30 protein-coding genes, 1 pseudogene and 1 riboswitch are annotated in these 25,584 nt (G+C 60.7%); of the genes and pseudogenes, 16 read left to right on the forward strand and 15 right to left on the reverse strand.

Going from position 1 to position 25,584, the window contains the following annotated elements; genetic code table 11:
- Nucleotides 1–94: 94 nt before the first annotated feature.
- Nucleotides 95–898: a 2OG-Fe(II) oxygenase gene (locus ACXX9E_RS21335; RefSeq protein ID WP_222832742.1), complete on the reverse strand. Its 804-nt coding sequence runs from the start codon at nt 896–898 to the stop codon at nt 95–97.
- A gap of 235 nt (nt 899–1,133) precedes the next feature.
- Here ACXX9E_RS21335 and ACXX9E_RS21340 point away from each other — a divergent pair, with 235 nt between their 5' ends.
- Nucleotides 1,134–2,105: an AraC family transcriptional regulator gene (locus ACXX9E_RS21340; RefSeq protein WP_458556131.1), complete on the forward strand. Its 972-nt coding sequence runs from the start codon at nt 1,134–1,136 to the stop codon at nt 2,103–2,105.
- Between the two features lie 65 nt (nt 2,106–2,170).
- Here ACXX9E_RS21340 and ACXX9E_RS21345 read toward each other — a convergent pair whose 3' ends face one another.
- Entirely contained in the window at nt 2,171–4,090 is a 1,920-nt protein-coding gene (locus ACXX9E_RS21345; RefSeq protein ID WP_458556132.1) for a tyrosine-protein phosphatase, read from the reverse strand.
- A 251-nt stretch (nt 4,091–4,341) separates the two neighbouring features.
- Nucleotides 4,342–4,737 (reverse strand): hypothetical protein, encoded by a 396-nt coding sequence (locus tag ACXX9E_RS21350; protein ID WP_123464209.1) that lies wholly within the window; start codon nt 4,735–4,737, stop codon nt 4,342–4,344.
- Between the two features lie 115 nt (nt 4,738–4,852).
- On the opposite strand from ACXX9E_RS21350, the gene ACXX9E_RS21355 reads away from it, so the two are divergent.
- The gene (locus ACXX9E_RS21355; RefSeq protein WP_186748246.1) at nt 4,853–5,800 is read left to right on the forward strand and encodes an NUDIX hydrolase; all 948 of its coding nucleotides are present in this window, start codon (nt 4,853–4,855) and stop codon (nt 5,798–5,800) included.
- Nucleotides 5,801–5,802: 2 nt separating this feature from the next.
- Here the strand turns inward: ACXX9E_RS21355 and ACXX9E_RS21360 are convergent, their stop codons facing one another.
- Nucleotides 5,803–6,039 (reverse strand): hypothetical protein, encoded by a 237-nt coding sequence (locus ACXX9E_RS21360; RefSeq protein ID WP_123464205.1) that lies wholly within the window; start codon nt 6,037–6,039, stop codon nt 5,803–5,805.
- A gap of 194 nt (nt 6,040–6,233) precedes the next feature.
- Here ACXX9E_RS21360 and tspO point away from each other — a divergent pair, with 194 nt between their 5' ends.
- On the forward strand, nt 6,234–6,674 hold the full coding sequence (gene tspO / locus ACXX9E_RS21365; protein WP_186748245.1) for a tryptophan-rich sensory protein TspO: 441 nt from the start codon (nt 6,234–6,236) through the stop codon (nt 6,672–6,674).
- Nucleotides 6,674–7,666 carry an alpha/beta hydrolase fold domain-containing protein gene (locus tag ACXX9E_RS21370; protein WP_186748244.1) on the forward strand — a complete coding sequence of 331 codons (993 nt, stop codon included), beginning with the start codon at nt 6,674–6,676 and terminating at the stop codon, nt 7,664–7,666. The genes tspO and ACXX9E_RS21370 overlap by 1 nt, the downstream gene beginning before the upstream one ends.
- On the opposite strand, the gene ACXX9E_RS21375 is transcribed toward ACXX9E_RS21370, so the two are convergent.
- Nucleotides 7,647–8,345 carry a hypothetical protein gene (locus ACXX9E_RS21375; RefSeq protein ID WP_186748243.1) on the reverse strand — a complete coding sequence of 233 codons (699 nt, stop codon included), beginning with the start codon at nt 8,343–8,345 and terminating at the stop codon, nt 7,647–7,649. The two genes, ACXX9E_RS21370 and ACXX9E_RS21375, sit on opposite strands and share 20 nt — an antisense overlap.
- Nucleotides 8,346–8,501: 156 nt before the next feature.
- On the opposite strand from ACXX9E_RS21375, the gene ACXX9E_RS21380 reads away from it, so the two are divergent.
- On the forward strand, nt 8,502–8,969 hold the full coding sequence (locus tag ACXX9E_RS21380; protein ID WP_186748242.1) for a thiol-disulfide oxidoreductase DCC family protein: 468 nt from the start codon (nt 8,502–8,504) through the stop codon (nt 8,967–8,969).
- Here the strand turns inward: ACXX9E_RS21380 and ACXX9E_RS21385 are convergent.
- The 5 genes from ACXX9E_RS21385 to ACXX9E_RS21405 all read right to left on the reverse strand — a co-directional run bounded on the left by ACXX9E_RS21385 (nt 8,953) and on the right by ACXX9E_RS21405 (nt 13,279).
- Nucleotides 8,953–9,444: a DUF2269 family protein gene (locus ACXX9E_RS21385; RefSeq protein WP_123464196.1), complete on the reverse strand. Its 492-nt coding sequence runs from the start codon at nt 9,442–9,444 to the stop codon at nt 8,953–8,955. The genes ACXX9E_RS21380 and ACXX9E_RS21385 overlap by 17 nt on opposite strands.
- 2 nt (nt 9,445–9,446) lie before the next feature.
- Nucleotides 9,447–10,574: a saccharopine dehydrogenase family protein gene (locus ACXX9E_RS21390; RefSeq protein ID WP_458556133.1), complete on the reverse strand. Its 1,128-nt coding sequence runs from the start codon at nt 10,572–10,574 to the stop codon at nt 9,447–9,449.
- Between the two features lie 139 nt (nt 10,575–10,713).
- Complete coding sequence (locus ACXX9E_RS21395) at nt 10,714–11,022, reverse strand: putative quinol monooxygenase (protein WP_123464377.1); 309 nt, start codon at nt 11,020–11,022, stop codon at nt 10,714–10,716.
- Between the two features lie 30 nt (nt 11,023–11,052).
- Nucleotides 11,053–12,231, reverse strand: a complete 1,179-nt coding sequence (locus ACXX9E_RS21400) for an L-dopachrome tautomerase-related protein (RefSeq protein ID WP_458556134.1) — start codon at nt 12,229–12,231, stop codon at nt 11,053–11,055.
- A gap of 40 nt (nt 12,232–12,271) precedes the next feature.
- Complete coding sequence (locus tag ACXX9E_RS21405; RefSeq protein WP_186748238.1) at nt 12,272–13,279, reverse strand: zinc-binding alcohol dehydrogenase family protein; 1,008 nt, start codon at nt 13,277–13,279, stop codon at nt 12,272–12,274.
- A gap of 110 nt (nt 13,280–13,389) precedes the next feature.
- Here ACXX9E_RS21405 and ACXX9E_RS21410 point away from each other — a divergent pair, with 110 nt between their 5' ends.
- The 10 genes from ACXX9E_RS21410 (at nt 13,390) to ACXX9E_RS21455 (ending at nt 21,389) form a co-directional block, all read left to right on the forward strand.
- Nucleotides 13,390–14,280, forward strand: a complete 891-nt coding sequence (locus ACXX9E_RS21410) for a LysR family transcriptional regulator (RefSeq protein ID WP_422495691.1) — start codon at nt 13,390–13,392, stop codon at nt 14,278–14,280.
- Nucleotides 14,281–14,324: 44 nt separating this feature from the next.
- A riboswitch (cobalamin riboswitch) is annotated at nt 14,325–14,530 on the forward strand.
- Nucleotides 14,531–14,621: 91 nt separating this feature from the next.
- On the forward strand, nt 14,622–16,559 hold the full coding sequence (locus tag ACXX9E_RS21415; RefSeq protein WP_458556135.1) for a TonB-dependent receptor plug domain-containing protein: 1,938 nt from the start codon (nt 14,622–14,624) through the stop codon (nt 16,557–16,559).
- Complete coding sequence (locus ACXX9E_RS21420; RefSeq protein ID WP_458556136.1) at nt 16,559–16,918, forward strand: (2Fe-2S) ferredoxin domain-containing protein; 360 nt, start codon at nt 16,559–16,561, stop codon at nt 16,916–16,918. Before ACXX9E_RS21415 ends, ACXX9E_RS21420 begins: the two co-directional genes overlap by 1 nt.
- Nucleotides 16,915–17,841 (forward strand): ABC transporter substrate-binding protein, encoded by a 927-nt coding sequence (locus ACXX9E_RS21425; RefSeq protein WP_458556137.1) that lies wholly within the window; start codon nt 16,915–16,917, stop codon nt 17,839–17,841. The genes ACXX9E_RS21420 and ACXX9E_RS21425 overlap by 4 nt, the downstream gene beginning before the upstream one ends.
- 50 nt (nt 17,842–17,891) lie before the next feature.
- Nucleotides 17,892–18,095 (forward strand): PLD nuclease N-terminal domain-containing protein, encoded by a 204-nt coding sequence (locus ACXX9E_RS21430; RefSeq protein ID WP_123464179.1) that lies wholly within the window; start codon nt 17,892–17,894, stop codon nt 18,093–18,095.
- A 208-nt stretch (nt 18,096–18,303) separates the two neighbouring features.
- A complete protein-coding gene (locus tag ACXX9E_RS21435; protein ID WP_458556138.1) occupies nt 18,304–19,350 on the forward strand; it encodes an NAD(P)/FAD-dependent oxidoreductase in 1,047 nt (348 codons plus the stop codon).
- Between the two features lie 112 nt (nt 19,351–19,462).
- Nucleotides 19,463–19,948 carry a GNAT family N-acetyltransferase gene (locus tag ACXX9E_RS21440; protein WP_458556139.1) on the forward strand — a complete coding sequence of 162 codons (486 nt, stop codon included), beginning with the start codon at nt 19,463–19,465 and terminating at the stop codon, nt 19,946–19,948.
- A complete protein-coding gene (locus ACXX9E_RS21445; protein ID WP_458556140.1) occupies nt 19,945–20,373 on the forward strand; it encodes a hypothetical protein in 429 nt (142 codons plus the stop codon). Before ACXX9E_RS21440 ends, ACXX9E_RS21445 begins: the two co-directional genes overlap by 4 nt.
- A complete protein-coding gene (locus tag ACXX9E_RS21450; RefSeq protein ID WP_458556141.1) occupies nt 20,370–21,086 on the forward strand; it encodes a phytanoyl-CoA dioxygenase family protein in 717 nt (238 codons plus the stop codon). The genes ACXX9E_RS21445 and ACXX9E_RS21450 overlap by 4 nt, the downstream gene beginning before the upstream one ends.
- A gap of 144 nt (nt 21,087–21,230) precedes the next feature.
- On the forward strand, nt 21,231–21,389 hold the full coding sequence (locus tag ACXX9E_RS21455; protein WP_123464171.1) for a DUF2986 domain-containing protein: 159 nt from the start codon (nt 21,231–21,233) through the stop codon (nt 21,387–21,389).
- 12 nt (nt 21,390–21,401) lie between these two features.
- Here ACXX9E_RS21455 and ACXX9E_RS21460 read toward each other — a convergent pair whose 3' ends face one another.
- The 3 genes from ACXX9E_RS21460 to ACXX9E_RS21470 form a co-directional block, all read right to left on the reverse strand.
- Entirely contained in the window at nt 21,402–21,782 is a 381-nt protein-coding gene (locus ACXX9E_RS21460) for a type 1 glutamine amidotransferase family protein (RefSeq protein WP_458556142.1), read from the reverse strand.
- A gap of 147 nt (nt 21,783–21,929) precedes the next feature.
- Nucleotides 21,930–22,124 (reverse strand): hypothetical protein, encoded by a 195-nt coding sequence (locus tag ACXX9E_RS21465; RefSeq protein ID WP_458556143.1) that lies wholly within the window; start codon nt 22,122–22,124, stop codon nt 21,930–21,932.
- Nucleotides 22,125–22,327: 203 nt separating this feature from the next.
- A complete protein-coding gene (locus ACXX9E_RS21470; protein ID WP_458556144.1) occupies nt 22,328–23,044 on the reverse strand; it encodes an SAM-dependent methyltransferase in 717 nt (238 codons plus the stop codon).
- 264 nt (nt 23,045–23,308) lie between these two features.
- On the opposite strand from ACXX9E_RS21470, the gene ACXX9E_RS21475 reads away from it, so the two are divergent.
- The gene (locus ACXX9E_RS21475; RefSeq protein ID WP_458556610.1) at nt 23,309–23,566 is read left to right on the forward strand and encodes a DUF2790 domain-containing protein; all 258 of its coding nucleotides are present in this window, start codon (nt 23,309–23,311) and stop codon (nt 23,564–23,566) included.
- Nucleotides 23,567–23,686: 120 nt separating this feature from the next.
- Here ACXX9E_RS21475 and ACXX9E_RS21480 read toward each other — a convergent pair.
- Nucleotides 23,687–24,250 (reverse strand): annotated as a pseudogene (locus tag ACXX9E_RS21480) (carbonic anhydrase); the annotation flags it as partial.
- 146 nt (nt 24,251–24,396) lie between these two features.
- Entirely contained in the window at nt 24,397–25,320 is a 924-nt protein-coding gene (locus tag ACXX9E_RS21485) for a LysR family transcriptional regulator (RefSeq protein ID WP_128614283.1), read from the reverse strand.
- Nucleotides 25,321–25,584 lie beyond the last annotated feature (264 nt).

Here is a 25,584-nt window from a genome sequence, read left to right on the forward strand (position 1 = left end):
GAATTGATCGCGTGCTCTAGCCGGAAGCAAAACGATCATCAGCCCTGCCCGCCCGATGCGCAAAGACTGGCGCTAGCCTTGAACAAAAACAACCTCACCCCTTCTTCTTGAACAATTTATTCAGGTAGTACTTCACACTCCAGCGATCCTTCGGCCGTGGCTTGTAATGGGTTTTGTTCCTCTGCGAAGGATCAATCCCTTGTCCGCTTGCGGTGTAGTAATAAAGCGCAATCGACCGACGAGTGATGCCTTCAGGCGTCGTCAACGGCTCCGGATGCCCGTGATTGCTGTCCTTGTCCGTGTTGAAAATCACGCAACGGTTATAGACCGGCAGAATTTTTTTCAGGCATTTCTTCATCCCCACATCCCAAAGCTCCAGATTACCGCCGTACGCCTCCTGCCAGTCTTGCGTCAGGTAAATGATCACGTTCAACCGCCGCTCGACATTAAGCTTTTTGTTGAGACGAAAGTCCGAGTGCACACCGAGGAAGCCGCCGCTCCTGGTTTCGTGCAGGCCGCCGCCAGTGAAATAGGGATCGGGAATCAGGCCCTGGATGCCGGTGAGCTTTTCAAGGAACTGCAGCATCGGCGCGGAGTTGAAGGTGTTGAATACGCTCTTCAAATAGGGGCTGCATTCGTTGGGACTGATCTGGCGCTTGAGCTGGCCTTTGTAGCCACGCTCGTAAATCATTTCGTTGTGGGTCGGCTCGACCGGGAAGTGCGTGCGGATACTGGCAATGACGTCCTGGTGCAGGAAATTGTCGATGACGATGTGCGGGAATGGCGTGGCCTGGATGTATTGACTGGACAGCGACTCGCCAAACGCGCTGGCGGCGTTCTGGTCGAAATCGAGCTCCGGGGACAACGTGATGGGTAGTGTTCGCGTATCGGGTTGCATTACCGCTCCAATAAACTTGTATAGAGCCTTTCAGGCCATTTCAAACAGGGTCATTTCGCGAGCAGATTGCCATGTCGGCCATGGCCTGCCGAGCAGGGTGTTCTGAAAAGCGGCGCGATGCTGTTACGACATGTTTCTGACTGTCACAAACTCGCCATAAGCCGTCTGCTAGTCTCCTCGCGCCTCACCCGTACACCCCTGCCCAAGAGCCCCCAATCCAAGGTGCCCCCCCAAGGTGTCCACAACCCCACTTCGCCAACAAATCATCCTGCGCTCCGACAATCTCCGTTCCGACGACTTCGGTGCCCTCTTCTCCAGACTCTTCGGCAATCGCTACGCCGACACTCCGCCCCCGCCCTCCAGCATCATCATCGGCGGCGTCTATGGTCGGCATGACGGTGTCAGTTTTCGGCGCATGCATTACCACGGCGACTTCAGCGTTTCTTTTCCCGATCCGCAGGACGAGATCACGTTCGTCATTCCCACTGCGGGCAAGATCGTGTTCAACCACGCCACCGAGTCCATCGGTGTGTCGCACGTTGGCCTGGCAATCGACAAGGCTGACATTCGCTCTATGCGTTTCTTCGATGATCACGCGCATCACGGGATGTCGATCAATCGCCATCAGCTCACCGAGCGGCTCTCGGCGCTGTTGGAAAAACCGATTCTGGAGAAGATCGCTTTTGAACCCAGCGTTGATCTGAACACCGCAGCCTTTCAGGGCATCAAGGCGCTGATCGATCTGGCCACAGGCACTGAGTTTGATCTGTTGATCAACAGCGGCACATTGATGCCGTCGCGATTGCGCGAGATGTTGATTGATGCGGTGCTGGAGGCGTGGCCGCACAATTTTTCCGAGGCGTTGCGGCGGCCGGCGCCGAGTGTGGCGCCACGGCATGTGAAGTTGGCGATGGCGTTTATTCAGGCGCATCCGGAGCAGTTGGTCAGTGGTGTGGAGCTGGCGCGGTTGAGCCATGTCAGTCAGAGGGCGTTGCAAGAAGGGTTTCGGCGGTTTGTCGGGATGTCGATTGTGGCGTATCAGCGGCAGGTGCGGCTGGAGCGGGCTTATGAGGTGTTGAAGCAGCGCGGCTCGGCGTCGGTGACGGAGGTGGCGTTGCGGTTCGGGTTTAGTAATGTCGGGCGGTTTTGTCGGTATTTTCAGGGGGCTTATGGGGTGAGTCCCGCTGAGTTCAAAGTTCGGGACTAATCAGCTCATAAGCTGGAAAGCTAATTGGAGCGAGCCTGCTCGCTCCTTGTTAGTGTGTGTTTTTTTTAGAACGCGTAGCTGGCCTTGAAGCCGCCACTGTAGCCGTGGCTGTCGCCCCCGCCATTGGCCCCCACTTGCGCGCCCAGGCTCAGGGCGCCGAGGCTGGCCATGACGTTGACCCCGCCGCTGAACTGGTCGCGGTTGTCGAAGGCGGCGCGTTGCTCGATGTCGAGGCCCAGCAGTTGGCTTTGGCTTTCGACCTGATGCTCGCCGAGTACGTGTTCGTAGCCGACCTGCACGCCGGGCACCAGTTGCCAGTTGCCCATCGCCAGCGGGGCGAAACCGACGTTGAGGTTGGCGACGGCGCTGCGGCGGGTTTGCTTGTTGTCGTCGACGTCGAGCGAGAGTTCGCTGCCCTGCTCTTTGAAGCCGCTCAGGTCGAGGTGGCTGACACGCAAGCCGAGGCTCGGCTCGAAGGTCAGGCCGTTGACCGGGGCACGGTAGCCGAGCGCCAACGTCGCGCCACTGAGCTTGCCGTGGGTGTCGCCTTTGGCAGTACCAAGGCCGCCGCCGAGGTCGCGTTTGCTGTCGTAGTCGACGTAACCGGCGCTGGCGTTGGCGTCGACGAACAAGCCACGTTCCAGGCTGGCAAAGCCGTAGCGGGCGCCGAGGTTGAGGAAGCTGAAGTCGGTGTCGGCTTCGCCGCCCCCGCCGCCAACGCTACCTTTGCTGTAACCGAAGCCACCGCGGGCGCTCAGTTGTTCGCTGAAGCGCTGGGTGATGCCGACCATCAGGCCCTGGCTGTGTTCGTTACTGCTCTCGGCGTGGGCCGAACCGTCGGTGCCGAGGTAACTGGCGAGCGCGGTGCTCCACAGGCGATATCGGCCGACTTTGAGGTCGCTGCCGCTGGCGAACGGTGCGGCGGCTTGTTCGATCATCGCGTTTTCGCGCAGCAGGTAACTGGCGGCGTCGGCGTGGACCTGACCGCCGACCTGGGATTCGACACCGCCGAGGGTGCCGGCGTCGATGGCCGACTGCAGGTAATAGTTGTAGGCGCTGTAGGTGCCAGACAGTTGAGTGTTCTGTAACTGCCGGAGCAGTTCGGCGCCGGCTGCGGCGTTGCCGATCAGCCCGGCCTGACCCGGCAGGCTGTGGTATTCGACCAGTTTGCCGCGCAGGACGTAGATCGTTTCCTGCGACAGACCGAGGCCTTGTTTGAGGTAGTTGTCCATGCTGCCGTATTCGGTTTTGACCTCATCGAGACCGGCCTGCAAATAACTGGCCTGAACGCCGAGCAGTGGTTCGTAGATCGCGGCCATGCTTGCCGGCAAGGCTTTTAGGGTCGCGGCGACACGGGTGGCGGTGTAGTCGTTGGTCGCCAGGTAGTTGGCCATGATCGTGGCGTCGTCGACACCGGCGATACTCTGCAACACGGCGGCGGTCCAGCCGGTGCGGTCCTTGCCCGCGGTGCAGTGGAACAGTTGGGCGGCGTCGACGCTGGCCAGTTCGTTGAACAACGTGCCGAACTGGCCGCGCATGCCGGCATCGCTGACGAAGGCGCGGTTGGTCTGCTCCATCATGGCGATGGCGTCGGCGGCGCTTTTGAACGAGATATTGGTGATGTTCGAACCGGAGGTGGTGCTGCCGATGATGTCGATATTTTCGTAAGTGGCGCCACTCAGCATCGTGTCGGGGGTAGCAGCGATTTCGCTGGGGGTGCGCAGGTCATAGACGGCTTTGATGCCGAGGCTGTTGAGGGTCGCCAGGTCCGCTGCCGACGGCGTGATGGCGTTGGAGCGGTAAAACACGCCGCTGCGCAGGGTGCCGTCGTGGGCCGTGGTATACGCGGTGGTGATGCCGGCGATGTCACGGAAGTTGTCGATGCTTTGCAGGCGCGGCGTATCGAGCGGCACGGACTCGGCGGCGTGGGCGGTAGCGATGGACAGGCTCAGGATGGACAGCGAACAGACAAGACGTTGAAACACAGTGCAGCCTCATTGGATTAAGCGTTGGGCTGCTGACTATGGATAAGCGAGTGATAGTGAATATGACAGTTTCGGTTTGTGCGCAAATGCCTGCGCGAATGGGCCGTGGGGTGCGTGATTTGTCCATGAATCCAGGGCACGCAACTGCTACAGGGTTGGGGGGAGCCTTCCCCTGGTCCTTCGGTGTGTTTTGTTTGCGTTGTTTTTGAGGCTGGAGGTGGCGGTGTAATCAAAGGCGCCTGCGCCGATTATCAAGGCCTGGGCTGATTGTCACCGAGTGCACCAAGAATCCGTTCGAGTTCAGGCCGCGTCCACCGCTCCCAAGGCAGCACATCCCGGGTGTCGCCGGTGTGCCAATGCTCTCCCGCGTCAAATGCGAGGTAGATCGAGAAGGCGGGCTCGGGCATTTCTTCGCGCACGCCCAGGTCGACGATGTCGCTGAACAGACTATTCATGACCTCATCGCACGCGTGGAAATCACGGGTGCCGGCCAGGAACTGCCGGGCCATCGCTATGGCCACTTGGTTCAACAGGTCGCGAGGCGTGACCTGCAGGTCCCGACACAGGCTGCCCAAGTCATGCAGGGTATCTTGCAGGATGACGTTCAGGGCGTAATCCAGATCTGCCGGGGTCACAAGCGTTTTCATGGGTCAGGCATCGTCCGTTGGTTCGCGGCGCAGGGTGAGCAGAATTTTTCTCTTGAGCAAAGAGTTGCCGGTGGTGTGGTATTAATTCCCGACTCGTCATCAAGGATCAGTGCCCATGAACCACCGCAATGTTCGAATCGTCGCCCAGCACCTGCTCTCGGACAACTGGTATCTGCTGAAAAAAATCGACTTCGAACTGCAACGCCGCGACGGCAGCTGGCAGGCGCTGAGCCGTGAGGTGTATGACCGTGGCAATGGCGCCACGATCGCGCTCTACAACCTGGCGCAACGTTCGGTCATCCTCATCCGCCAGTTTCGCATCCCGACCTTCGTCAACGACCATGACGGCTACCTGATCGAAACCGCTGCCGGGCTGCTGGATAACGCCAGCCCTGAAGAGCGCATTCGGCTGGAGGCGGAGGAAGAAACCGGCTACCGCGTGCGTTCAGTGCGAAAGGTCTATGAAGCGTTCATGAGCCCGGGCTCAGTGACCGAGCGTCTGCATTTCTTTGTCGGCGAATACCATCCCGAAGACCGCATCAGCGACGGCGGCGGTCTGGCCGACGAAGGCGAAGACATCGAAGTGCTGGAATTACCGTTTGATCAGGCGCTGGCGATGGTCGACGACGGGCGGATCATGGACGGCAAAACCATCATCCTCCTGCAATACCTGAAGACCGTCATACCGCCCTCACCTGCGCTGATGATTCTGGTGGCCGGCCCTTATCGCTCCGGCACCGGCGACGATCCCGCTGCCATCGCGGCCAATCTGCACGCCATGCAGGCGTGCGCCGCCGAGTTGCTGCAGGCCGGGCATTTTCCACTGCTGGCCGAATGGGTAGCGCTGCCACTGGTAAAACTGGCCGGCTCGCAGCACGTTGGGGATGAGGTGTATCAGGCGCATTTTCACGACTACGCGAAAACGCTGTTACAGCGTTGCGACGCGGTACTGCGCATCGGTGGTGAGTCCGCAGGCGCGGATCAGATGGTGGAACTGGCCCGACAACGGGGACTGGCGGTTTATCACGACTTGCGCGAAATCCCCGCTGCCGGGCGGCGCTGATCTCAGCGAGTCGGGCCAACGACCTCAATCTGCGTAATGCCGACCAGCTCGGCCTGTTCGAGGATCTGCTCCGGTGTCGCGTCTGCCGAGGGCATGATCAGGCCGTTTTCCGCGTCGCCGTAATGCAGTTCCAGCAGGTGCCTCGCCGCCTCATGCTCGGCGAGTCGAGCCTCCTTGATCTCGAGGTCGTGGCTACGCGGCTTGCCATTGAACAGGTATTTGAGGACAAAGTTGTGCATGGTCGGATCCCGTGGGTGTGATTGGAAGGCAACTGTTTATCCTGACGCACCAGTCAGCTTTTAAGTTCAACGCCATCCCGAAAACGGGGAATGTCAGTGATCCGGTCAAACTTTTACCGACGCCAGGCGTCCCTTCTTAAACGGCCGACATGGCCCGGCAAACCCAACCAGCTGACCTCAGCTAAGGACTGGCAATGACCTTTTTCATTTTCCTTCTGGCCTGCGCGGCAGCGGCCACCACCGGCATCATGTTCAAACCGGGCGAATGGTACGCCGCTTTGATCAAGCCACGGTTCACCCCGCCAAACTGGGCCTTTCCGCTGGCCTGGACGCTGATTTACCTGCTGCTGGCCTGGGCCGGCTATCGCTTGAGCCTGATCCCCGGCAGTCAGACCGTGCTGGCGTTGTGGGCGGCGCAGATTGCCTTGAACACGCTGTGGACCCCGGTGTTCTTCGGCGCGCATCAGGTGTTGGCGGCAATGGTGATCCTGACGCTGCTGTGGCTGGTGGTCGCGGCCATGGTGGTGCTGGCGTTGCAACTGGACCTGATCACCGGTCTGATTCTGTTTCCTTACCTGGCGTGGCTGTGTATGGCTGCTGCGTTGAATTTTTCCATCCTGCTCAAGAACCACTGATGGCGAACGTCAATTTGGGTAATGAAACACCCTGGCGGCAAGGCGAGCGAGAGTTGGCGCAAGTGCGCGCCTTCAACCGGAAGCTCGCCTGGTTGCCGCGCTTCAAGATCCGCAATCGCCTCACGCCTCGGCTGATTCAGGCGTTGTTGCGGGTCAGTCAGTTGGGGGGCGCCGGCAAGCTACGCAAACAGGGGCTCGGCGCGCAAGGCAAACGCCTGGCGAGCGGCGCTGGCGTGCGGATCATCCGGCCCAAAGGCCCGGCCAGAGGCGTGGTGCTGGATTTCCATGGCGGCGGTTGGGTCATCGGCAATGCGCAGATGAATGACAACTTCAACGTTGCCATCGTGAATGCCTGCAACGTCACGGTGGTATCGGTCGATTACCGGCTCGCGGTGTCGACGCCGATTGAAGGCCTGCTGGAAGACTGTCTGAGCGCCACACGCTGGTTGCTCAGCGAAGACGAGTTCGCCGGTTTGCCGGTTGTGGTAGTCGGGGAGTCAGCCGGGGCGCATCTGGCGGCAGCGACGTTGCTGGCGCTGCAACCCTCAGCGGATTTGCTGCAGCGCATCAGCGGCGCGTTGCTGTATTACGGCGTGTACGATTTGACCGGCACGCCGAGCGTACGCAACGCGCCGCCGGAAACGCTGGTGCTGGACGGTCCCGGCATGGTCGAAGCGTTGCGCATGCTCACGCCAGAGCGCACAGACGAAGAGCGCCGCCAGCCACCGTTGTCACCGCTGTACGGCGACTTCAGCGGCTTGCCGCCGGCGCTGCTGTTGGCCGGCGAACTGGACCCGTTGCGGGACGACACGCTGGCCATCGCCAGACGCTGGCAGCAAGCGGCGCCGGTCGAGGTGTATTTACTACCGGCGTCGCCCCACGGATTTATCCACTTTCCCACCGCCATCGCGCAAGGCGTGCTGGCTTACAGTCGACAGTGGATCAGCGCCCGAATCAACGCGCACACGGCGGCTATTCGTTCAGATCCTTGACCAGATAGCCGCCGACAATCTGCGACACACCGGTCAACGCCGTGCGCAGCAACTCCGGCTCGGTGCGATAACGCAACGGCTCGTAACCATAGGTGTTGGCGCCGTTGAACGGGGTGATTGGCTCGTTGCGCTGCCAGATCAGTTCATCGCCACGTTTCATCACGCCGCTCACGGCGATGGTCGGGTAGACCACGCTGCTGAAGCCCTGAGTCAGCGAGAACCCCCAGCTGATCACCGTCAGTTCGATCTGCGCATCAGCCGGTTCGTTGTCGCCGACCACCTTGAAACGGCCGGAAGCGGCCAACTGGTCCTCGAAGCTCTTTTTGACCAGGGTGCCGAGATTGATGTCAGAGGTTTCCATGTTGTAGACGATGGCATCGGTCGTCGACATCGACGCCAGGTCACCGGCCTTCAGCCCCGCGACGAAACCGGCGCCGCCCAATGCAGCGGTCGCGGCTTTGGACGCACTGGAGGCCAAACCGATGCCGGTGCCGACACCGGCCCCCACAGCGGCGCCCCACGCCTGTTCACGGCCCATGTAGGTGATTTCCTTGGGCTTCCACGCCACCGGCAGAATCTTCACCGTGTGGATCTGGGTGCGGTATTCGGGCTTGAATTTCTGGTTGGCACAGCCGGCCAAAAACAGCACGGCAAACATCAGGACAGCGATCTTCTTCATGAACGACTCGCGACAAAGGAATGTGGGTTAGTTGTCGTCATCGACAGGAAAATCTGAAGTACGAGCGGCATCGACAGCAGATTTTCCGCCGATGCAGACGTGATCGAGGCGCCACGGGTATGATCCGGGCACCCCGTCTCACCTGGACCGTCCCTGATGCCAGCCTCGTACACCCGCCCCGCCCCCGCGCCCCTGCTCCAACCCGGTGAAACCGTGGTGCTGTTCGACGGCGTGTGCAAGCTGTGCAATGGCTGGGCACGGTTTCTGATTCGCCATGACCGGCTGCGCCGCGTGCGCCTGGCGGCGGTGCAGTCGCCCGAGGGGCAGGCGCTGCTGGCGTGGGCGGGGTTACCGATGGATCAGTTCGACACCATGGCGGTGATCCGTGACCACCACGTCTGGGAACGCTCCGATGCGTTCCTCGAAGTCATTGGCCAATTGCCCACCCGCTGGCAGCCGCTCCAACTGCTGCGAGTGTTGCCTCGCGGACTGCGCGACTGGGGCTATGACCGTATCGCGCTGAATCGTTATCGGCTGTTCGGTCAATACGCCACCTGCCTGCTGCCGAGTGCGGATCACGAACAGCGCTTTTTGAAGATGACGCCACCTACGCCAGAACGCTGAGCAACTGCACCGGCGTCATCTTGGTCACCATCATCAGCACGATCACGAACATCCCGGCAAAACCCATCACGCCCATCCAGAACCACTGCCGGTACACGCGGCGATAGTCATCACTCAAGCCCTGCCCGGTCGCGTCGGCAGTCGATGCCATGATCTCAAGCCGCTTCTGCAGCACCAGCACCGGCAGCCACAATGACCCCACACAAAAGAAGATGATCAGCGACGTCAGCAGCCACTCGGTGGTCATGGGCAACCCCGAAACCCTCATCAGCAGATAGCCGCTGATGATCTGCACAAACCCCGCCGGCGTGGTGATCCAGGCATCGAAGCGCACGACCATCCGCGCCACGTGGGCGATCACTTGCGGGTTGGCCGTACGGCTCGCGGCGATCAGATAGAGGTAGGAACCCATGCCGAAGCCGAACAGGAACACCGCTGCAATCACGTGCAGGTATTTCAGCCCCAGATAGAGCATGCTCAGTGCTGCCCGGTGCAGAAATGTACGGACAGGCTCAGGTTGTCCGGGTCGTTGATGGCGGCCATGTATTCCTTGACACTGATTTCGCCCACGCACGGCCGGGCGCCGGGCTGTGGCGTGTAACCCTGAGCCATCTTCGCGGCCAGCGCCACGGCGGCGCAGCTGGGGATTTCCGGGCCTTTGTCGTTGAGCGCGGTCAGTTGCGCGGTCATGCTCAGTGGCTGGCCATCAACGCCGAGGCCTTGCACGTCGATGTACATCGCGCTTTTACCATCGCCGAAGCGTTCGAAGCGGGTGCCCAACCGATGCAGTCTCGCCGCCCACACCCCTGGGTCGCGAACCAGGCCGATTTTCAGCGCCTGCGCCAGCAGCGCATTGGCGACGCCGCCGAGCTTGAGTCCGGCGCCGGCCTGAAAACGCAGGGTGTGTGCGCCATAGCGGCTGGCGAAAATATCCATGTCCGGCACATCGACATTGGCCAGCAGGCGCCGTCCCAGCTGCGGCATTTTGCGCAGGGTCAGATCCTGCCATCCCGGCACTTCATGGACTTCGCCGTTGCGCAGCTGCCTGATCGGTTTACCCGCGTACGCCAGCACACCCTCGACCGTCGACAGGCCGGGCATTTTCGCCGAAGAAGAAATGCCATGTTCGATCGAGTCGATGCGCGAAAAGCGCTGGCGCTGCTCGTCGATGATCGCCGAGGACAGCGTCGGCACCGAACTGCAGCCGCTGAGAATCGCCACACCGGCTTCCTTAGCGCGGGCGTCGAGCACGTCAATGCCGTTGACGAAGGTACGGCAGTCGGCCAGGTCGCAGTAGTTCACGCCAGCGGCAATGCAACTTTGCGCCACGGCATACGACTGTCCCTGAAACGGGCCGCCGGTGTGCACCACCAGTTGAATGTTCAGCGCAGTCAATGCGGCCTGGAATTCGCTGCCCATCGCATCGCCGCACCAGCCTTCGCAGGCCGTGTGCGCCCGACTGTTCAGCTCATCGACCTTGCGCTGCAACTTGCGCGGATCGCGACCCGAGAGCAGCAGCGCCACATCGGGCATCAGCGCCAGATGCCTGCACACGATACTGCCGAAATTTCCGTAGCCCCCGACCACCATCACCCTGAACGGCATGCAATTCTTCCCTAATCGTTTCGCGTGCAAAGTGCGAAGGATATAGGGCCCAGCGTCGGCAAGCCATGCCGGTTACCTGGAGCCTGCGCTGCTTCAACGGCCAACGGGCGCTACAAGGATGCCAAAGGGAACAGCGCGATCAGCTCGATACTTGTTCAAGAAAGATCAGTTGCAACGGTTCTTCCAGCAGGTCGTCCGCCGTGGCGGCAAAGCGCTGGAAGTAAGGCATCGCAAAATGCGCATCCAGCGCCGCCTGATGCATGAAGGCCTCGCGCATGTAGAACGTGCCGCGCTGGTCGCGCAGTTCAAACAACACATAGTCGAGGTTGCCCGGTTCCGCGCGAGTTGGCTCGACCAGTGCCAGCAGCCCCTCTTTCAGCGCCTGCTCCTGGCCAGGTCTGGCCTTGAGCACGGCGATCGACACCAGCATTTCAGTGGACGTGGTCATCATTATTTCTCCAGATTCAAGGCTGAGTGATCAGCGAGTCGGTGCCGGCGCCGCGTCGATTTTTAGACGCATCAGGCTATAGGGTTTTTGCCGTTGATCCTGCCCGCCACGGAAGCCGGGCTGGCGGTGCAACTGGTTGGCGATGAAATACAGATAGCCGTCCGGACCGATCGACAGGGTGTCGGGCCAAAGCAGGCGCGGGTCGTGGACAAGGGTTTGCCACTGGCCGTCCGGCAGGCGTTTGCGGATCGCGTTGTGTTCGTAGTCACCGGCATAGACCGCCCCGGCGGCATCGGCTTCCATGCCATCGGACGCGCCCTTCTCGCCCAGGTCCTGCACGGCAGCGGCCAGTTGCTGTTCGCTGACGCTGGCGTCACGCAACAGCGCGGTGGCAACCGAGTACAGATGGCGGCTGGATAGCGGCGTGAAGTACAGGGTCTTGCCGTCCGCCGACAGCGCAATGCCGTCCGACGCCACGCCCAACGGTGTGCGCTTGCCGTCCGCGCCCGCGACGGTCAGCGGCAGACCTTCGACCACCGGCACGAAATCCGGGTCGACCGATGTTGCCGGCACTCCGCTCAACCGGCGCTGGGCGCGGCCAGTGGCGATGTCCATGACGATGATTGCACCCGGGCCACGCAGCGACGAGTCGGTGACGTACACCGTGCCTTCGGCCCCGGCGCGGAAGTCGAAGCGCATGTCGTTGACGTAGGTGCTCGGCAACATGACGTTGTCCGGAAACACCAGGCGTTTGACGATGCGGTTGTTGGCCAGATCCACCGCCAGCAGTTTCGCGCCTCTGGCTTTCGGTTCGGCAAACCCTGGCGCGGCGGTGTCAAGCAGCCAGACCCGGCCCTGCCCGTCGGCGACCACGCTTTGCACGCTGATCAAGCCATCGCTCGGGTCGCGCGGATTCTCCTGATTGATCGCCGCGTTCGGGTACGCAACCACCTTGCCGTCGCGGATTTCGCCGACGGTGAACGGCACGTCGTCGCCCCAACGCGGGAAGTTGACAAAGATTCGCCCGGTTTCGCTGACCGTCACGCCGGTAGGCATGGCGTCGTAGAACGCGTGGACTTGTTCAAGCGTGCCAAAAGCCCTGTCGGCCGGCGTATTCAGCGGCAACGGGATAGCGCTGATGGCGTGGGCCAAAGGCATGCTCAAAGTCGAGGCAATGGCCAACATCGCGGGCAGTTTGTTCATGCGCATCATGTGTTCCTCGCTGGGCCGTCATGGCCCGTTCGAATATTCAGAATCCTTCAAGCACCATCTTGCCCCGGGCCTTGCCGCTTTCGACCAAGGCATGGGCGCGGCGCATGTTGGCCGCATTGATCGCCCCGAAGTGCTGGCCCACGGTGGTTTGCAATACGCCCTGGTCAATCAGCCCCGCGACCCGGTTGAGCAAATGATGCTGGTTGATCATGTCGTCGGTTTCGTACAGCGAACGGGTAAACATCAGTTCCCAGTGCAGCGACAACGATTTGCGCTTGAGCGGCATGACGTCGAGGCTGTCGGGATCGTCAATCACCGCCAGACGCCCCTGCGGCCGCAGCACTTCGATCAATTGCGCAAAGTGCTGCGTGGTGTGCGTCAGGCTGGCGACGTAATCGACCTCGGCCACGCCCAGCGCCTGCAGTTGCGCGAGCATCGGCTGGCTATGATCAATGACGTGATGGGCGCCCAGCTGGCGCACCCAGTCAGCGGTTTCCGGGCGCGAAGCGGTGCCAATGACGGTGAGCCCGGTCAAACGCCGCGCCAGTTGCACCAGCATTGAACCGACGCCACCCGCTGCGCCGGTGATCAGCAGGCTTTGGCCCTGCCCCGCGCCCTCGGCGACACCGAGCCGATCGAACAGCAATTCCCAGGCGGTAATCGAGGTCAATGGCAACGCTGCAGCATCGGCGGCACTCAACGAGCGCGGCTTGTGCCCGACAATCCGCTCGTCCACCAGATGCCGTTCGCTGTAGCTGCCGGTGCGGGCAATCGAGCCGGCATAGAACACTTCATCGCCGGGCTGAAACAGCGTCACGTCGGCGCCGATTGCACGGACAACACCGACGGCGTCCCAGCCAAGGATTTTCGGTTCCTTGGTGAAAGTGCCGGCGCGGACTTTGGTATCGACCGGGTTGACCGCCACTGCGCGCACTTCCACCAGCAGGTCTCGCGGGCCAGGCGTGGGCTCGGGGATGTCGGTGTCCTGCAACGATTGCGGATCTTCGATGGGCAAGGCGTGTTGGGTAAAGGTGATGGCTTTCATGGGATCTCTGATTCTGAAGGGCTGTGGCAGTCACTGGCCGCCATCTTCGGCTTCCCTCGGGCAAAGAAAAACCGGCAGAATGCGCCAACACTTTCACTGCAGGCGTGAAAATGATCCGCATCGACGATCTCGGTTTATTCACCCGCAGCGCCGCGCTGGGCAGTTTTACCGCTGCTGCGCTGGAGGCTGATTTACTGCCCGGCCAGGTCGCTGCCGCGATCAAGCGGCTGGAACGCGAACTGGATGTGCGCCTGTTCGCCCGCACCACCCGCAGCCTGCGCCTGACCGCCGAAGGCGAGCAGTACTTGCCCACCGCCCACGCGGTGCTCGAAGCCCTCAAGCAGGGCGAGGACAATTTGCGGGGGGAAAACGCCACCTTGCGCGGCGTGTTGCAAGTCACCGCGCCGTCGGATCTGGGGCGCAATATCCTGCTGCCGTGGCTGACGCAGTTCCGCCGCCAGCACCCGGAGCTGACCTTGCGATTGGTGCTGTCGGATCAGATGGTCGATCTGTTTCGCGACCCGGTGGACGTGGCGATTCGTTATGGCGCCAACGTGGATGCCAACTACGTAGCGCTGCCGCTGGCACCGTGGAACCGGCGGGTGCTGGTCGCCTCGCCTGAATACGTGCAACGCCACGGCCAGCCGCAGACCCCGGATGAACTGCTGGATCATCAGTGCCTGCTCTATTTGCAGACTGGCCGGGTCTACGACAAATGGAACCTGGGCAATCAGACCGTGCAAGTCTCGGGGCCGCTGTTCAGCGACGACGCCGACGTGGTGCGGCGCTGGGCGCTGGACGGCGAAGGGATCGCCTACAAATCCTGGCTGGATGTCAGCGCCGACATCGCATCAGGTCGCCTGCTTGTATTGCTGCCGGAGCAACCCGGCGAGACCTCGCCGTTGAGCCTGGTATGCCCGCATCGCAAGCAGATTACCCCGGCCGTGTCACAGCTCTATACGTGGCTGAGCGGCCAGTTCGCGGCGCTGAAACCGATGTGAGCAGAAGTCCCGCCAGAAGTTGACGAACGCTGTTGCGAGTGTTCAGATGCGGGCCTGTTTCAGGTGCCCCCTGCCGCCGTGCTTGGGGTGAAACGGGAAACCGGTACGTTCATTGCGAACAAGTCCGGTGCTGCCCCCGCAACGGTAGGCGCGTGATGCTTTCGACAGACCACTGTGGCCAGACGGCCATGGGAAGGTGAAAGCCTCGATACGCGCGAGCCCGGAGACCGGCCTGAAATGCGTTTGGCAAAATCCTGCGGTGGGCGGGCATGGGCCGGTATTGGCTGTGCGCGATGCCTTCTCCTGCATGCTCTTCTGCGAAGATCCTTTTCGAGAAGACAATGATTCGACCTTTCAACACTTCTGCACCAACCCTGCTGTTCGGCTGCCTGCTCAGCCCTTTGCTGCTGGCCGACGACAAGCCACTGCAACTCGATCAGCAAATCGTTTCCGCGCCGTCAGTGGAATCCACCACCGTCGCCGACATGGCGCAGTACGGCAGCAAAATCGAGAGGGTTTCCCGCGAACAAATCGAACGTGCCGGCCCCGGCGCCGATGTCAGCCGCGTCCTGCAGATGTTCATTCCCGGCCTGTACGTGGCGCCGAAAAACGGCCCGTTCGACTACGGCACCTATTCGTTGCTCGGCGGCCGTAACGACGACACGCTGATCCTGCTCGACGGTGTGCGCCTGAACAATCGTCTGTACGGCGGCCTGTACCTGGACACCCTGCCGGCCAACGCCATCGAACGCATCGAAGTGCTCAAGGGCGGGCAAAGCCTGCTGTTCGGCACCCAGGCGGTCTCGGGGGTGATAAACATCGTCACCCGCAGCCCGCAATCGCGCAAAGCCGCCGGCGAAGTGAATCTGGGCGTGGACAGCTTTGGCGGCACGACCGAAGACGTCCGGGTCGAAAACATCTTCAGCAACGGTTTCGGCGAACTGGGTTTGCTCGCCTATGCCAGCCACAACGTCTCCGACGGTTACCAGCCGTACCGCAACCGCGACATGAAGAACGTCAGCGAGAAAAACCGTGCCTACGAAGTCACCACCTTCGGCGGCAAGGCGATTCAATCGTTCGCCGATGACGCGCGGCTGGAACTGTTCTATCAGTACGCCGACGCCAACCTCGATTTCGCCCGCCCGCTGAACAACCACAACACCACCAACGACCGTGTGCAGCAGATCGCCACGGCGACCTTCGAACAGACCGTCAACGAGCGCGTGAGCTACTTCGTCAAAGGCCACATCAACGACTGGGACACCCGCTACACCCGCGTCAACAACGTGGATGGCGGCGGTACCAAGGTCATCAACCACAACGACTACTGGGGCTTCACCGATTGGGGCGTACAGGCCGAAGGCAAGGCGCAATTGCCCGGCGGCCATGTCCTGGTGTTCGGCACCGACAACCAGTGGTTCAAGGGTCAGGACGATGTGCTGGTGATCGACAACGACAAGGCCGAAGCCCACGCGATCTACACGCAGTTGCGCCCGCAAATCGCCGCCCTGCCCGACTGGCACCCGAGCCTCGGCATTCGTCACGAAGCCATGAGCGGCGGCGATGGCGCCACGGTCGGCATGCTCACCTCACTGTACGACCTCAACGATAACTGGGCCGTGCGCGGTCAGTACGGCAGCGCCTACAAACTGCCGAATGCCGAGCAGCTGTTCGTCAACGAGCCGGGCGACGAGATCGGCAACCGCAACCTCAAGCCGGAGAAAAGCCGCAACGCCGAACTCGGTGTCGACTACCAGGGCTTTCTGCTCGAGCGCGAATTCAGCGCCAGCGTCAGCCTGTTCAAACGCAAGATCGACGACCTGATCACCCTCGACGGCATGCAGTGGGTCAACGGTGAGGGGCAGATCCGCATGCGCGGTTTCGAGGCCGACGCGAAACTGGCGCTCACCCAGCGATGGAGCCTGCAAGCGGACCTGACGCGCAATCTCACCGAGTCGCGCAGCGGCGTGAGCATCAACGACATCCCGGGATTCTTCGCCCGCTCAAGGGTGGGTTATGAGTCGGAAAATCGTATGTGGGGGGCCGGGGGTGCGATCCGCTACATACGCGATATCAAGAGTTCGAAGCAGGTGCAGTACGGCAACTATTCGGTGGTCGATGCCGATGCTTATCGCTACCTCGACCACGCGCATCAGCACCGTGTAAGCCTGCTGATGGAAAACCTGTTCGACCGCGATTACGTCACCAGCCGTTCGAACAATGTCGATAATCTCGGCCGGCCGTTCACCTCTGAAATTCGCTACACGTACCGCTTCTGATGAGTGAAATCACCAAGGTCGACGGCGTCGATACTCATCCGGACTGGTCGCAAGTGCCCGATCACGCGCGCCATGTGTTCCTCTGCACCGGCCCGCGCTGTACTCAGCGCGGCGCCTTGCAGTTATGGAAAACCCTGCGCCGGCATCTGCTGGCGCACGATCGCATCGAGACACCGGGCGGCGTGTTACTGACCCGCACTCATTGCCAGTTTCCGTGCAATCTCGGACCGATCGTAACGGTGTATCCGGAACGCTGCTGGTACGGCGTGCACAACCGGCAGGAGGTGCAGCGCCTGGTCGAGGAGCATCTGCTGGGCGGTGAAGTAGTCGAGGATTTGCTGATCCGGGGGCGCGCATGAAGCTCTTGTGGTGTGCACTGGGCGCCCTGTTCTGCTCATCGGCGGCTATGGCTGACAACGTGCGCAACTGCGGCGAGCACTGGCAGGTTTCCGCTTCGCCGCCCGCGCGCATCGTCGCGCTGAATCAGCACGCAGCTGACCTCGTGCTGGCGCTTGATGCCGGATCATCGCTGGTGGGCGTCGCGTATCTGGACGACACCGATGCCGGCCAGCGCCCAACCGCGTATTTCGGCGTGCCAGTGATCGCACGTCAGTACCCATCCAGCGAAGTGTTGTACGCGCAACAGCCGGATCTGGTGATCGGTGGGTTCGCCACAGCCTTCGGTGACGGCGTCACTTCACGCTCGGCGCTGGCGCGCAACGGCATCGGTTCCTACCTGCTGGAATCGGCGTGCAACGGGCATTCGCTGGATTACTTCGGGCATGTGCGCAATGACCTGCTGAACCTCGGCGCGTTGCTGCACAAACAACCGAAAGCCAAGGCACTGCTGGCCGCGATGGAGGCCGACCTCGCCAATGCCCGAGCCTTGGCCGGCACGCAGAAACCGCTGTCAGTGTTTTACCTGGACAGCGAAGTCAAAGGCCTCGACAGCGAAGGACGGCGCGGTTTCGTCAGCACATTGCTGGACGCTGCGGGCGCGAAAAACCTGTTCGCCGAGATCAATCAATACCGGGTCACCGTGAGCCGCGAAACCCTGCTGGTCAGCGACCCGGACGTGATTCTGCTGGCCGATGCCGACTGGTCGCCCGCCAGCCGCAAGCGCTACCTGTTGACCCACGACCCGGTGCTGTCGCAACTGCGTGCGGTGCGCGAAAACCGCCTGATCGTTATCCCCTTCACCCAGCTGTTGCCCACCTTAGCCAGCGGTCGCGTGGCACTCGAACTGGCCCGACAACTCAAAGCCCTGCAAAAAAATAAATGAACCCGCCACCGCACCGGTCACCTAACCCTAAGACCATCAGGAGGTAGCCAATGCAAATCGAAACCGTGTGGATCGTACTGGCGGCAGTTCTTCTGCTCATCGAACTTTGGGCCATCAACCGGGTGCGCAAAAGCGAGGGAAAATCCAGCAACAAAGGCGTGTGGATCGTGCTGATCGTGTTTGTGCCGTTGTTCGGCCTGATTGCCTGGGCGCTGGCGGGGCCGAAACAAATCACTCAGCGGTCGGCATCTTAGTCTTCTGCTGATCAGTTGCCGGGCAAGGACAAACTCGAAGAACCCGGCGTGCAAATGCAAGCCATGAAGACCTGTTGCAGGAAGGACGTGGCAGCTTAAGGCCTTGCGAATAAAGGAAGCCCGGCATCAGTCGGGCTTTTTTGTGGTCGCCAGGCACGCCTTCGTCGGGATGTAGTACCGTGTGCCGGTCAACAACAGGGAGGTTGATATGGCTGACAGGACAGGCAAGCGCGTGGTGGTGGTCGGCGCGGGTATTGTGGGCGCGTCGCTGGCGTATCACCTTGCGCGCAAGGGTGCACAGGTGACGCTGGTCGAGGCCGCAGAACTCGCCTCGGGGGTCACGGCGCGCTCGTTCGCCTGGGTCAATACGGCCCATGCCGGGAACGATCCGATCGCCCGATTGCGTGGCGCGGCCATCGAAGACTATCGCCGGCTGGAAGCGGAGCTGCCTGAATTGCAGATACGCTGGTCAGGGGCATTGTCCTGGGGTACCGGCGCCGAGGACGAGCCCTCTTCGCCGACATGGCTGTCACGCGCCGAGATCCTCGAACGTGAGCCGAACTTGCGCCACCCTCCACGCCAAGCATCATATAACGCCGAAGAAGGCGCCCTCGATGCGGTACAGACCACCCGCGCATTGGTTGTCGGGGCACAGGCCCACGGCGCAACAGTGTTCACGCAGACACGCGTAAGCGGCTTCACCTTCAGCGGCGCAGACGTTACGGGCATTGAGACGACGGCGGGGCCCTTCGCTGCTGACGTAATCGTTCTGGCAGCCGGAACGGGCACCGTGCAGCTGGCAGAGATGCTCGACGTTTCATTGCCGATAGACGCCTCCCCGGCCATTTTCATCCGCTTCAAGACTCAAGCGGATCGGTTGAACGGCATCATCTCCAGCCCCAAGATGGAAGTGCGGCAAGATGCAGACGGGGCGTTGTTGGCAGCGGAAGACTACCTGGGAAATGCCCCGCACAATCAACCGGACGAGATCGCGCGGCGAACCGCACAAGTCATTCAACACGAACTGCACGGGGTAACCTCCATTGAACCGCAAAGCGCTTACGTCGGCTTGCGGCCCGTGCCTGTCGACGGCGTCCCCATTGTCGGCTATCTACCGACGGTGGGCGGAGTGTATGTTTGCGCGATGCATCCCGGTGTGACCCTGGCGGCGATCGTCGGGCGCCTCGCCAGTGAAGAGATTGTCAGCGGCATTGCCTCAGTCGACCTTGGCAACTGCCGCCCCGGCCGATTCTGATGGGCGCGGCAGTCCAATTGTCCAGGCATTCATTTTCAGCTTTCAGCATTCGCAACTCGAAACGGAAGTCATCAGCACTACACGTCCCCCACACAAGGAGCGTTCAACCATCATGGAAGCAACCATCACCTACCGCACCGCCACGGCTGACGATGCCCTGGCGATGTGCGAACTGGGCCAACTGCTCAACGCCGTGCACCACGCCGCCCGCCCGGACATTTACGCGGCTGCGACCGAAGATTTCTCTCGCGACTTGCCGCACTGGTCCGGCGTTTTCGAGAAGCCGGGCCAGGTCGTGTGGCTCGCCAGCGCGGGCGACCGGGCCGTGGCGTTCATTACCGCCAGCCTGTCGGCCAGCGTCGGGCCGTTAATGCAGCCGCAGAATGTCGTGCGCATCGGCTCCGTGTGTGTCGCCGAACGGTTCTGGGGTAAAGGCATTGGCCGCGCACTGATCCAGCGCATCAAGGACTGGGCCCTTGCGCACGATGCGCAGGACTTGCGCCTGACGGTCTGGCCGTTCAATGAACGGGCGGCGCGGATGTACGCGGAGTTTGGTTTCGAGCGCCGTGCGGTAGAAATGGGTATGCGCTTGTCATGACACGTCAACAGCGAATCGTCTCGATTGTCCTCGGACTGCTGGTTTTCTACGTAGCACTATGGACAGCCTCCGAGTGGTGGGAAAAAGCGCTGGCCAAGCCCTACGGCACCGCTAGCATCAGCCCCGACGGTTGCTTTCAGGTCCAGATGTTTCGGCCGTTCTGGGTGTTGCCGGATTTTCTTCATCCACAGACGCCGCCGGACGATGCGATGGAGCGCAGCTGGTTTGTCTCCTGGGAGAGCCCGGCGTTTTTTCGCCTGTATGACCTTCGTAATGGCCGCGTACTGGGTGAGAGCGAGATCTATGATCTGGTGGCGTATGGCGGGCCCCTTGATTGGGCTTATGGCAACGACCACACGGTAAGTGCCGCCATGATCCACATTGGTACCACCCCGGACGATTGCACAGCATCGAGGACGCCATGACCGACCGCCGCCGTGTTCAGAGCAAAAGATCGCCGCCTGCACAGGCATCCCTGTTTAATGGCTACGCCCTGCTCCGCCACGCCATACCCGCCGAATGGCTGGATGAGTTGCGCCGTGTGTTCGATGCAGGTGTCCTGCCGTCCGATCAGTGGCCGGTGCCCCGCGGTCAGGACTGGCGTCACTCGCTGCTCGATGATGACCCGACGGTGCGCGCGGTGTGCCGTTTGCCACAGGTGCTGGAAGTGGTAGGCGAACTGATCGGCGAACGCTTCTTCCTTGCGCAGGTGGAAGGTCGTGAACCCCTTCCGGGTGGCGGTCATCAACCCTTGCACCGTGACCTGTCGGCGCAACGACCCGGCGACAGCGTGGTTGCCCTGGCGTTTTTCGACGATTACGGCCCACAGAACGGTGCTACGCGCATCGTCCCCGCCAGCCATCGCCCCCTGCCTGGAGAACCGCCACTCGACGCTCACGATGAGTCGAAAGCCGTGCAGCTTTCCGGCAGCGCCGGCGATATTCTGCTGTTCGACGTGGACCTGCTGCATGCCGGCAGCCGCAACGTGGCGGGCTTGCGCCGACGTTCCATCCTGATCAATTACTTTGCCGAACCGCTGTACGCCGCGCACCTGGAAACAGTGGGCCTGCGCAATGTGCGGATGGATCCTTTCGAGTGGTTTGATTCTGCAAGCCACTGCTTTGCCGGGGGTGATTGACACACGATTGGATTCGGTGAGGATTCGACATTGCCTGAACCCGCCGTATACGTCAGGATCCCACCCTTTTTCAGCGCAAGGGCAAACGTGGCACGTCTACGTCCTTCGCTAGTCGATATTTAAACCTACAGGCCGGGTAGCCCCATGAATCGTCAAAAGAAACTTCAGCAGTTGTTCAAGGAAAAGGCCAAAAAGGCCAGCGCCAAACTGGCGCCGAAAAAGCCTAAGTACATCAGCAAGGCCGATCGCTTGAAGATGGCCGCCGAGGCGCCGGTAGAACCGGTTGAAACTACCGAGAGCTGATCCCGGCCAGTTTTATAGAAATGGCGAAATGTTCGCCAGCGCCCGCGTGATGTAGAGCTCCTGCTCCCCCACCGGCACCACGTACCGCAACGCATCGCACGCGGTGTCCACACCAGCAAGGCGCGCGATGAACCAGACTGCCAGATACTGCGAAGCCAGACATCCGCCGGCGGTGGCGACATTGCCGTTGGCCACGAACGGTTGATTGAGCACCGCCACACCGGCCTCCTCCAGCGACATCTGCGCCTCGACGGTCAGCCCGTTCATTGACCGTACCTTGTCCGTGGGGCTGGCAATCGACACGCGCCAGCCGGGTACCCGATTGAGGATGCCGAAGGCGATGAGCGAATCGAGTTCGTTGAACCCTTCAAAGGTCAGGATGGCGATGTGCATGATGAGCCTCGGTGCGGATGGTCGAGGCTCATCGTAGGACTGGCAAATCAATACAATCAAAGAATTGTCATGGGTACATTAAATCGCTGACATTACGATCCCTGTCGGGTCTGCCGCAGAGGTATCTTCATAAGCGCCCGCCCCTCATCAGCCCCCGGAGTAGATCAACCAGGCGATGAAAGCCACAACAGGGGCGAACAGCACCAGGCCACCGACGGCGACGGCCCAGCCCCAGGCAAAACCGCTTTCGCCCTTGAAGCGGCCGCCACTGAGCAGGCGCAGCACGCAAACACCGATCCGATGAGCCAGCTCGTTGATCAAGACGTCAGCGATGAAGCCCATAACACTAACGCTCCAGTGACTTCGCCATGATGAAAAGCGACCGCCTTACCTGTCGTTGCTTGATCGTAGTTGGATTTGTGTGGGCTGGTGCCGGCGCGAGAAAAAAGCTGGGGGCCACTGATCTTCAAGGACCTGGTCAAGTTCGACTGACAAGCCCTGATCGCAGGTTTTGCAAGACGTTCACCGGATCGAACACAATCCGCTCAGCGCGTTTTACACGCCAGCCACGCGCCCCAGAAAAGGCTGCTGAAGAACCGCGTCGCCTCACCAAATCCGGCCTCGTGCAACAACGCCTGAACCGCCGCCTCGGAATGCGGCGGATCGGCGCCCTGCAAAATCTTCCCGAGTTTCGCCCTCACCTCCTCGGCACTCGCGCCCTGCTGCCGCCAACGCTGCCCCCAGGCTTGCAGCAATAACGGCTGGCTGGCATAGGCGTAGTGATTGCCCGCCACAATCAGCGGCGCACCCGGTTTCAGCCGGGCCTGAACCGAGCGCAGGATCTGTCGCTTGGCGTCATCGCCATTCAAGTGGTGCAGCACACCGATCAATGTGGCCGCGTCGAACGATGCCTGCGCCGGCAAGTCCTCGACATGCCCGAGATGCACGTCCGTCCTGCCGAGCAAATCATTGGCCTGCAACTGCTGCGTCGCAGCCTCCAACATCGGTGCCGAAGGATCGACCGCAGTGAAACACCAGTCCGGCTCAAGCGCGGCCATTGCGATGATTTCCTGCGCCGTACCGCCCGCGCCAACCACCAACACCTTGGCGCCACGCACCGGCCCCAAAGTGGCCGCCAACATGCACGCAGCCAGATCGTGACAGGCATCGTAACCGGCCAGGGCGATGCAACTTTGTCTGGCGTATTCGTTGGCGCGGGAAGTGTCGAACTTGTCTGCGGATCGGGTCGGGGTCGAGGGCATGGCGATTCTCCTTGTCTTGGGAGCACGCTACCCCGGGGGCAGAGATAAGGAAAATGGCGTAATTTTATAGGCTACATTCCTGTAGGGAATGAGAACCTGGTGTGGGATACGCATCGTTAAGCGCCAAGGACATCCATTACTCTGATTCATACGAGATTAATCAACAGTATTTGTCCAGCCCGCCGATATTTCCTCGCCGCTCCTACCCTTAGCATCGTCTCCAACCCGTGAACAAACACGGTTTTCAACGAGACGGTGAACATTCTGAACTTTAAGAAAATTGCACCGGATTTACTGTTGGGCAGTTTCGGTGCGCACGCTTATGCCGATAAATCGGACGCGGCGAATCTCCCGGTCGAGACCTACAGCTCTTCGACAAATATGGATATCGAACACGTTACCTTTATCACCGAACTGGCCAACGAATGTGCCCCTGTACCGGTGCAGATGATCTACGAAGATTCCCATGGCGAGCGCCACGTTCTGCAATATCAAGTCATGGGCACCGGCTGTCCCAGTTGAGTCTGAGTTGGTAATTCGTTATCTGAAGAGTACCGACCAAACGCTCCTTTAACTGAAGCCCGTTATGCGTGAATTTTGGTGTCGGTTTCCAAGCAGAATGCTTGTGGTGGTATAAACTTTTTACCGTATCTCATGACTTTTCACAGCCCGTCCCCCCTTGACGGGCTTTTTTATACCTGCATTTCTAAGATTTTTTTCACAGCGAGAAATATCGTCACCAGCGATGCACCCCGCCTCGATGTCGTAGACCCAGTTGTGCGGATTCAGGCGAACCTGCGAGCGCGAGGTGCACGGAAGGATGCGTTCGCAGGTTCGCTAGTTGCGCAATCACGTTTTCGCGCACCAGGCCGTCGCGCTTTGCGCGGGGCGCGTCGAAATTGTGGGCGGCGTTAATCTCTTTCGCGGCGTCTGAGTGCCGTAGCCAACTGGCTACCGCCGAAGATGATCCAAGCAGGTGCAGCGTGAAATCGCGCCCATCGCCTCGCAGTCCGAGTGACCGCAGATCACGATGTCCTATACGCCGAACACTGCGACCGCATATTCGACGCTGGCCGAGACGCCGCCCGGTTCAGGGCCTTACGCCGGCACAATGTTGCCGGCGTTGCGAATCACGAACAGTTCGCCGGGTTCGCGCTGCGTCAGGAGTTCGGGCACAACACGGCTGTCCGAGCAGGTGATGAACATCCCGGCAAACAACGATCCTCGCAATCAATTTGGGCGATCCGCCAGGAATCACGCGTTTGAAATTCGGTTTGCTTGAACCCCTCGATATCACCAGTGGTCAAGCCAGATGGTCGATCAATCGGCAGCGCAGGCTGACACTCCCTCGTTCAATTCGCCGCCCAGTCGGCTCGATACTGCAGCAGAAAGTCGACGAATGCCCTGACCCGCTGGGGAACGTAGCGTCCATGGGGGTACAGAAGGGTGTAGGGCCTGGAGCGTCCGTTGTAGGGCTGGAGCACCTCGACGAGGCTTCCATCGGCCAATTCGCGCTCGACAATGAATTTGTAAGTCTGGAACAGACCAGCACTGTGTTTGGCCAGGGTAACGCCGCCCAGCACATCATCCGAACAGCAATATCTACCCTCAGTGAAGATCTCACGGTGTTTCCCCTCGACGTCGAACAGCCATGAGATGCTTCGACCGCTGCTGGGCAGTTCAAATTGAATGCACTCGTGAGCGACAAGGTCATCCAGCGTCGTTGGGGTGCCGGCTTTGGTCAGGTATTCAGGTGTCGCGACCACGACCAGTTGTGCGTCTTCGAGCAAGCGGGCAATCAGCGTCGAGTCAGGTTGAGCCCGGACCCGAATCGCCAGATCATAGCCCTCCGCTACAAAGTCGATATTTCGGTTACCCAAGTGGATATCCACGCTGACGTCTGGATAAAGCGCTCGAAACTTCGGCAGAAGCGGCAAGATCCGGTGATGCCCGTAGGTGGTCGGAAGACTGATACGCAGCCGCCCTGAAGGTGTCGATTGAGCGCCCATGACTTCTTGCTGCGCTTCCACCAGTTGAGTCAGGGCTTGTCGGCATTGTTCGTAGAACACTCGCCCCGGCTCAGTCATCCGGATGCTGCGCGTGGTTCTCACGAACAGGCGTGATCCCAAACGCTCCTCAAGTCGCAAAATCGAGCGGCTTACTGCCGCAGGCGTCACACCTGCTACTTGCGCTGCTGCAGTAAAACTGCCCGTTTCCGAGGCGAGGCAAAATAGCTCGATGCTTCCTAGCTGCAGGTCATCAAAATGGCGCTTCATATTAATCACACTGAGTATTGGGCAACGTCGCGAAAGCATACCGATGTCGATCATGCAGTGGCGAGCAGTTGATTTCAGGAAGCTGTTCCACCGGCATCGTTTTATGAAGCAGAGGTGGATGCTAGTGAATCAGCCTCTGAACAGTGGAATGCCCGAGTCATGGCCTGCAAGGGTTGGCAACGACTCAATTCATTACACTGTGTCATAAATGAAGTGACCAGACCCGCATTTATTCATCCAAGGCAACCTTCTAGAGTTCATTCC

Source organism: Pseudomonas sp. GNP014, from assembly GCF_054344005.1.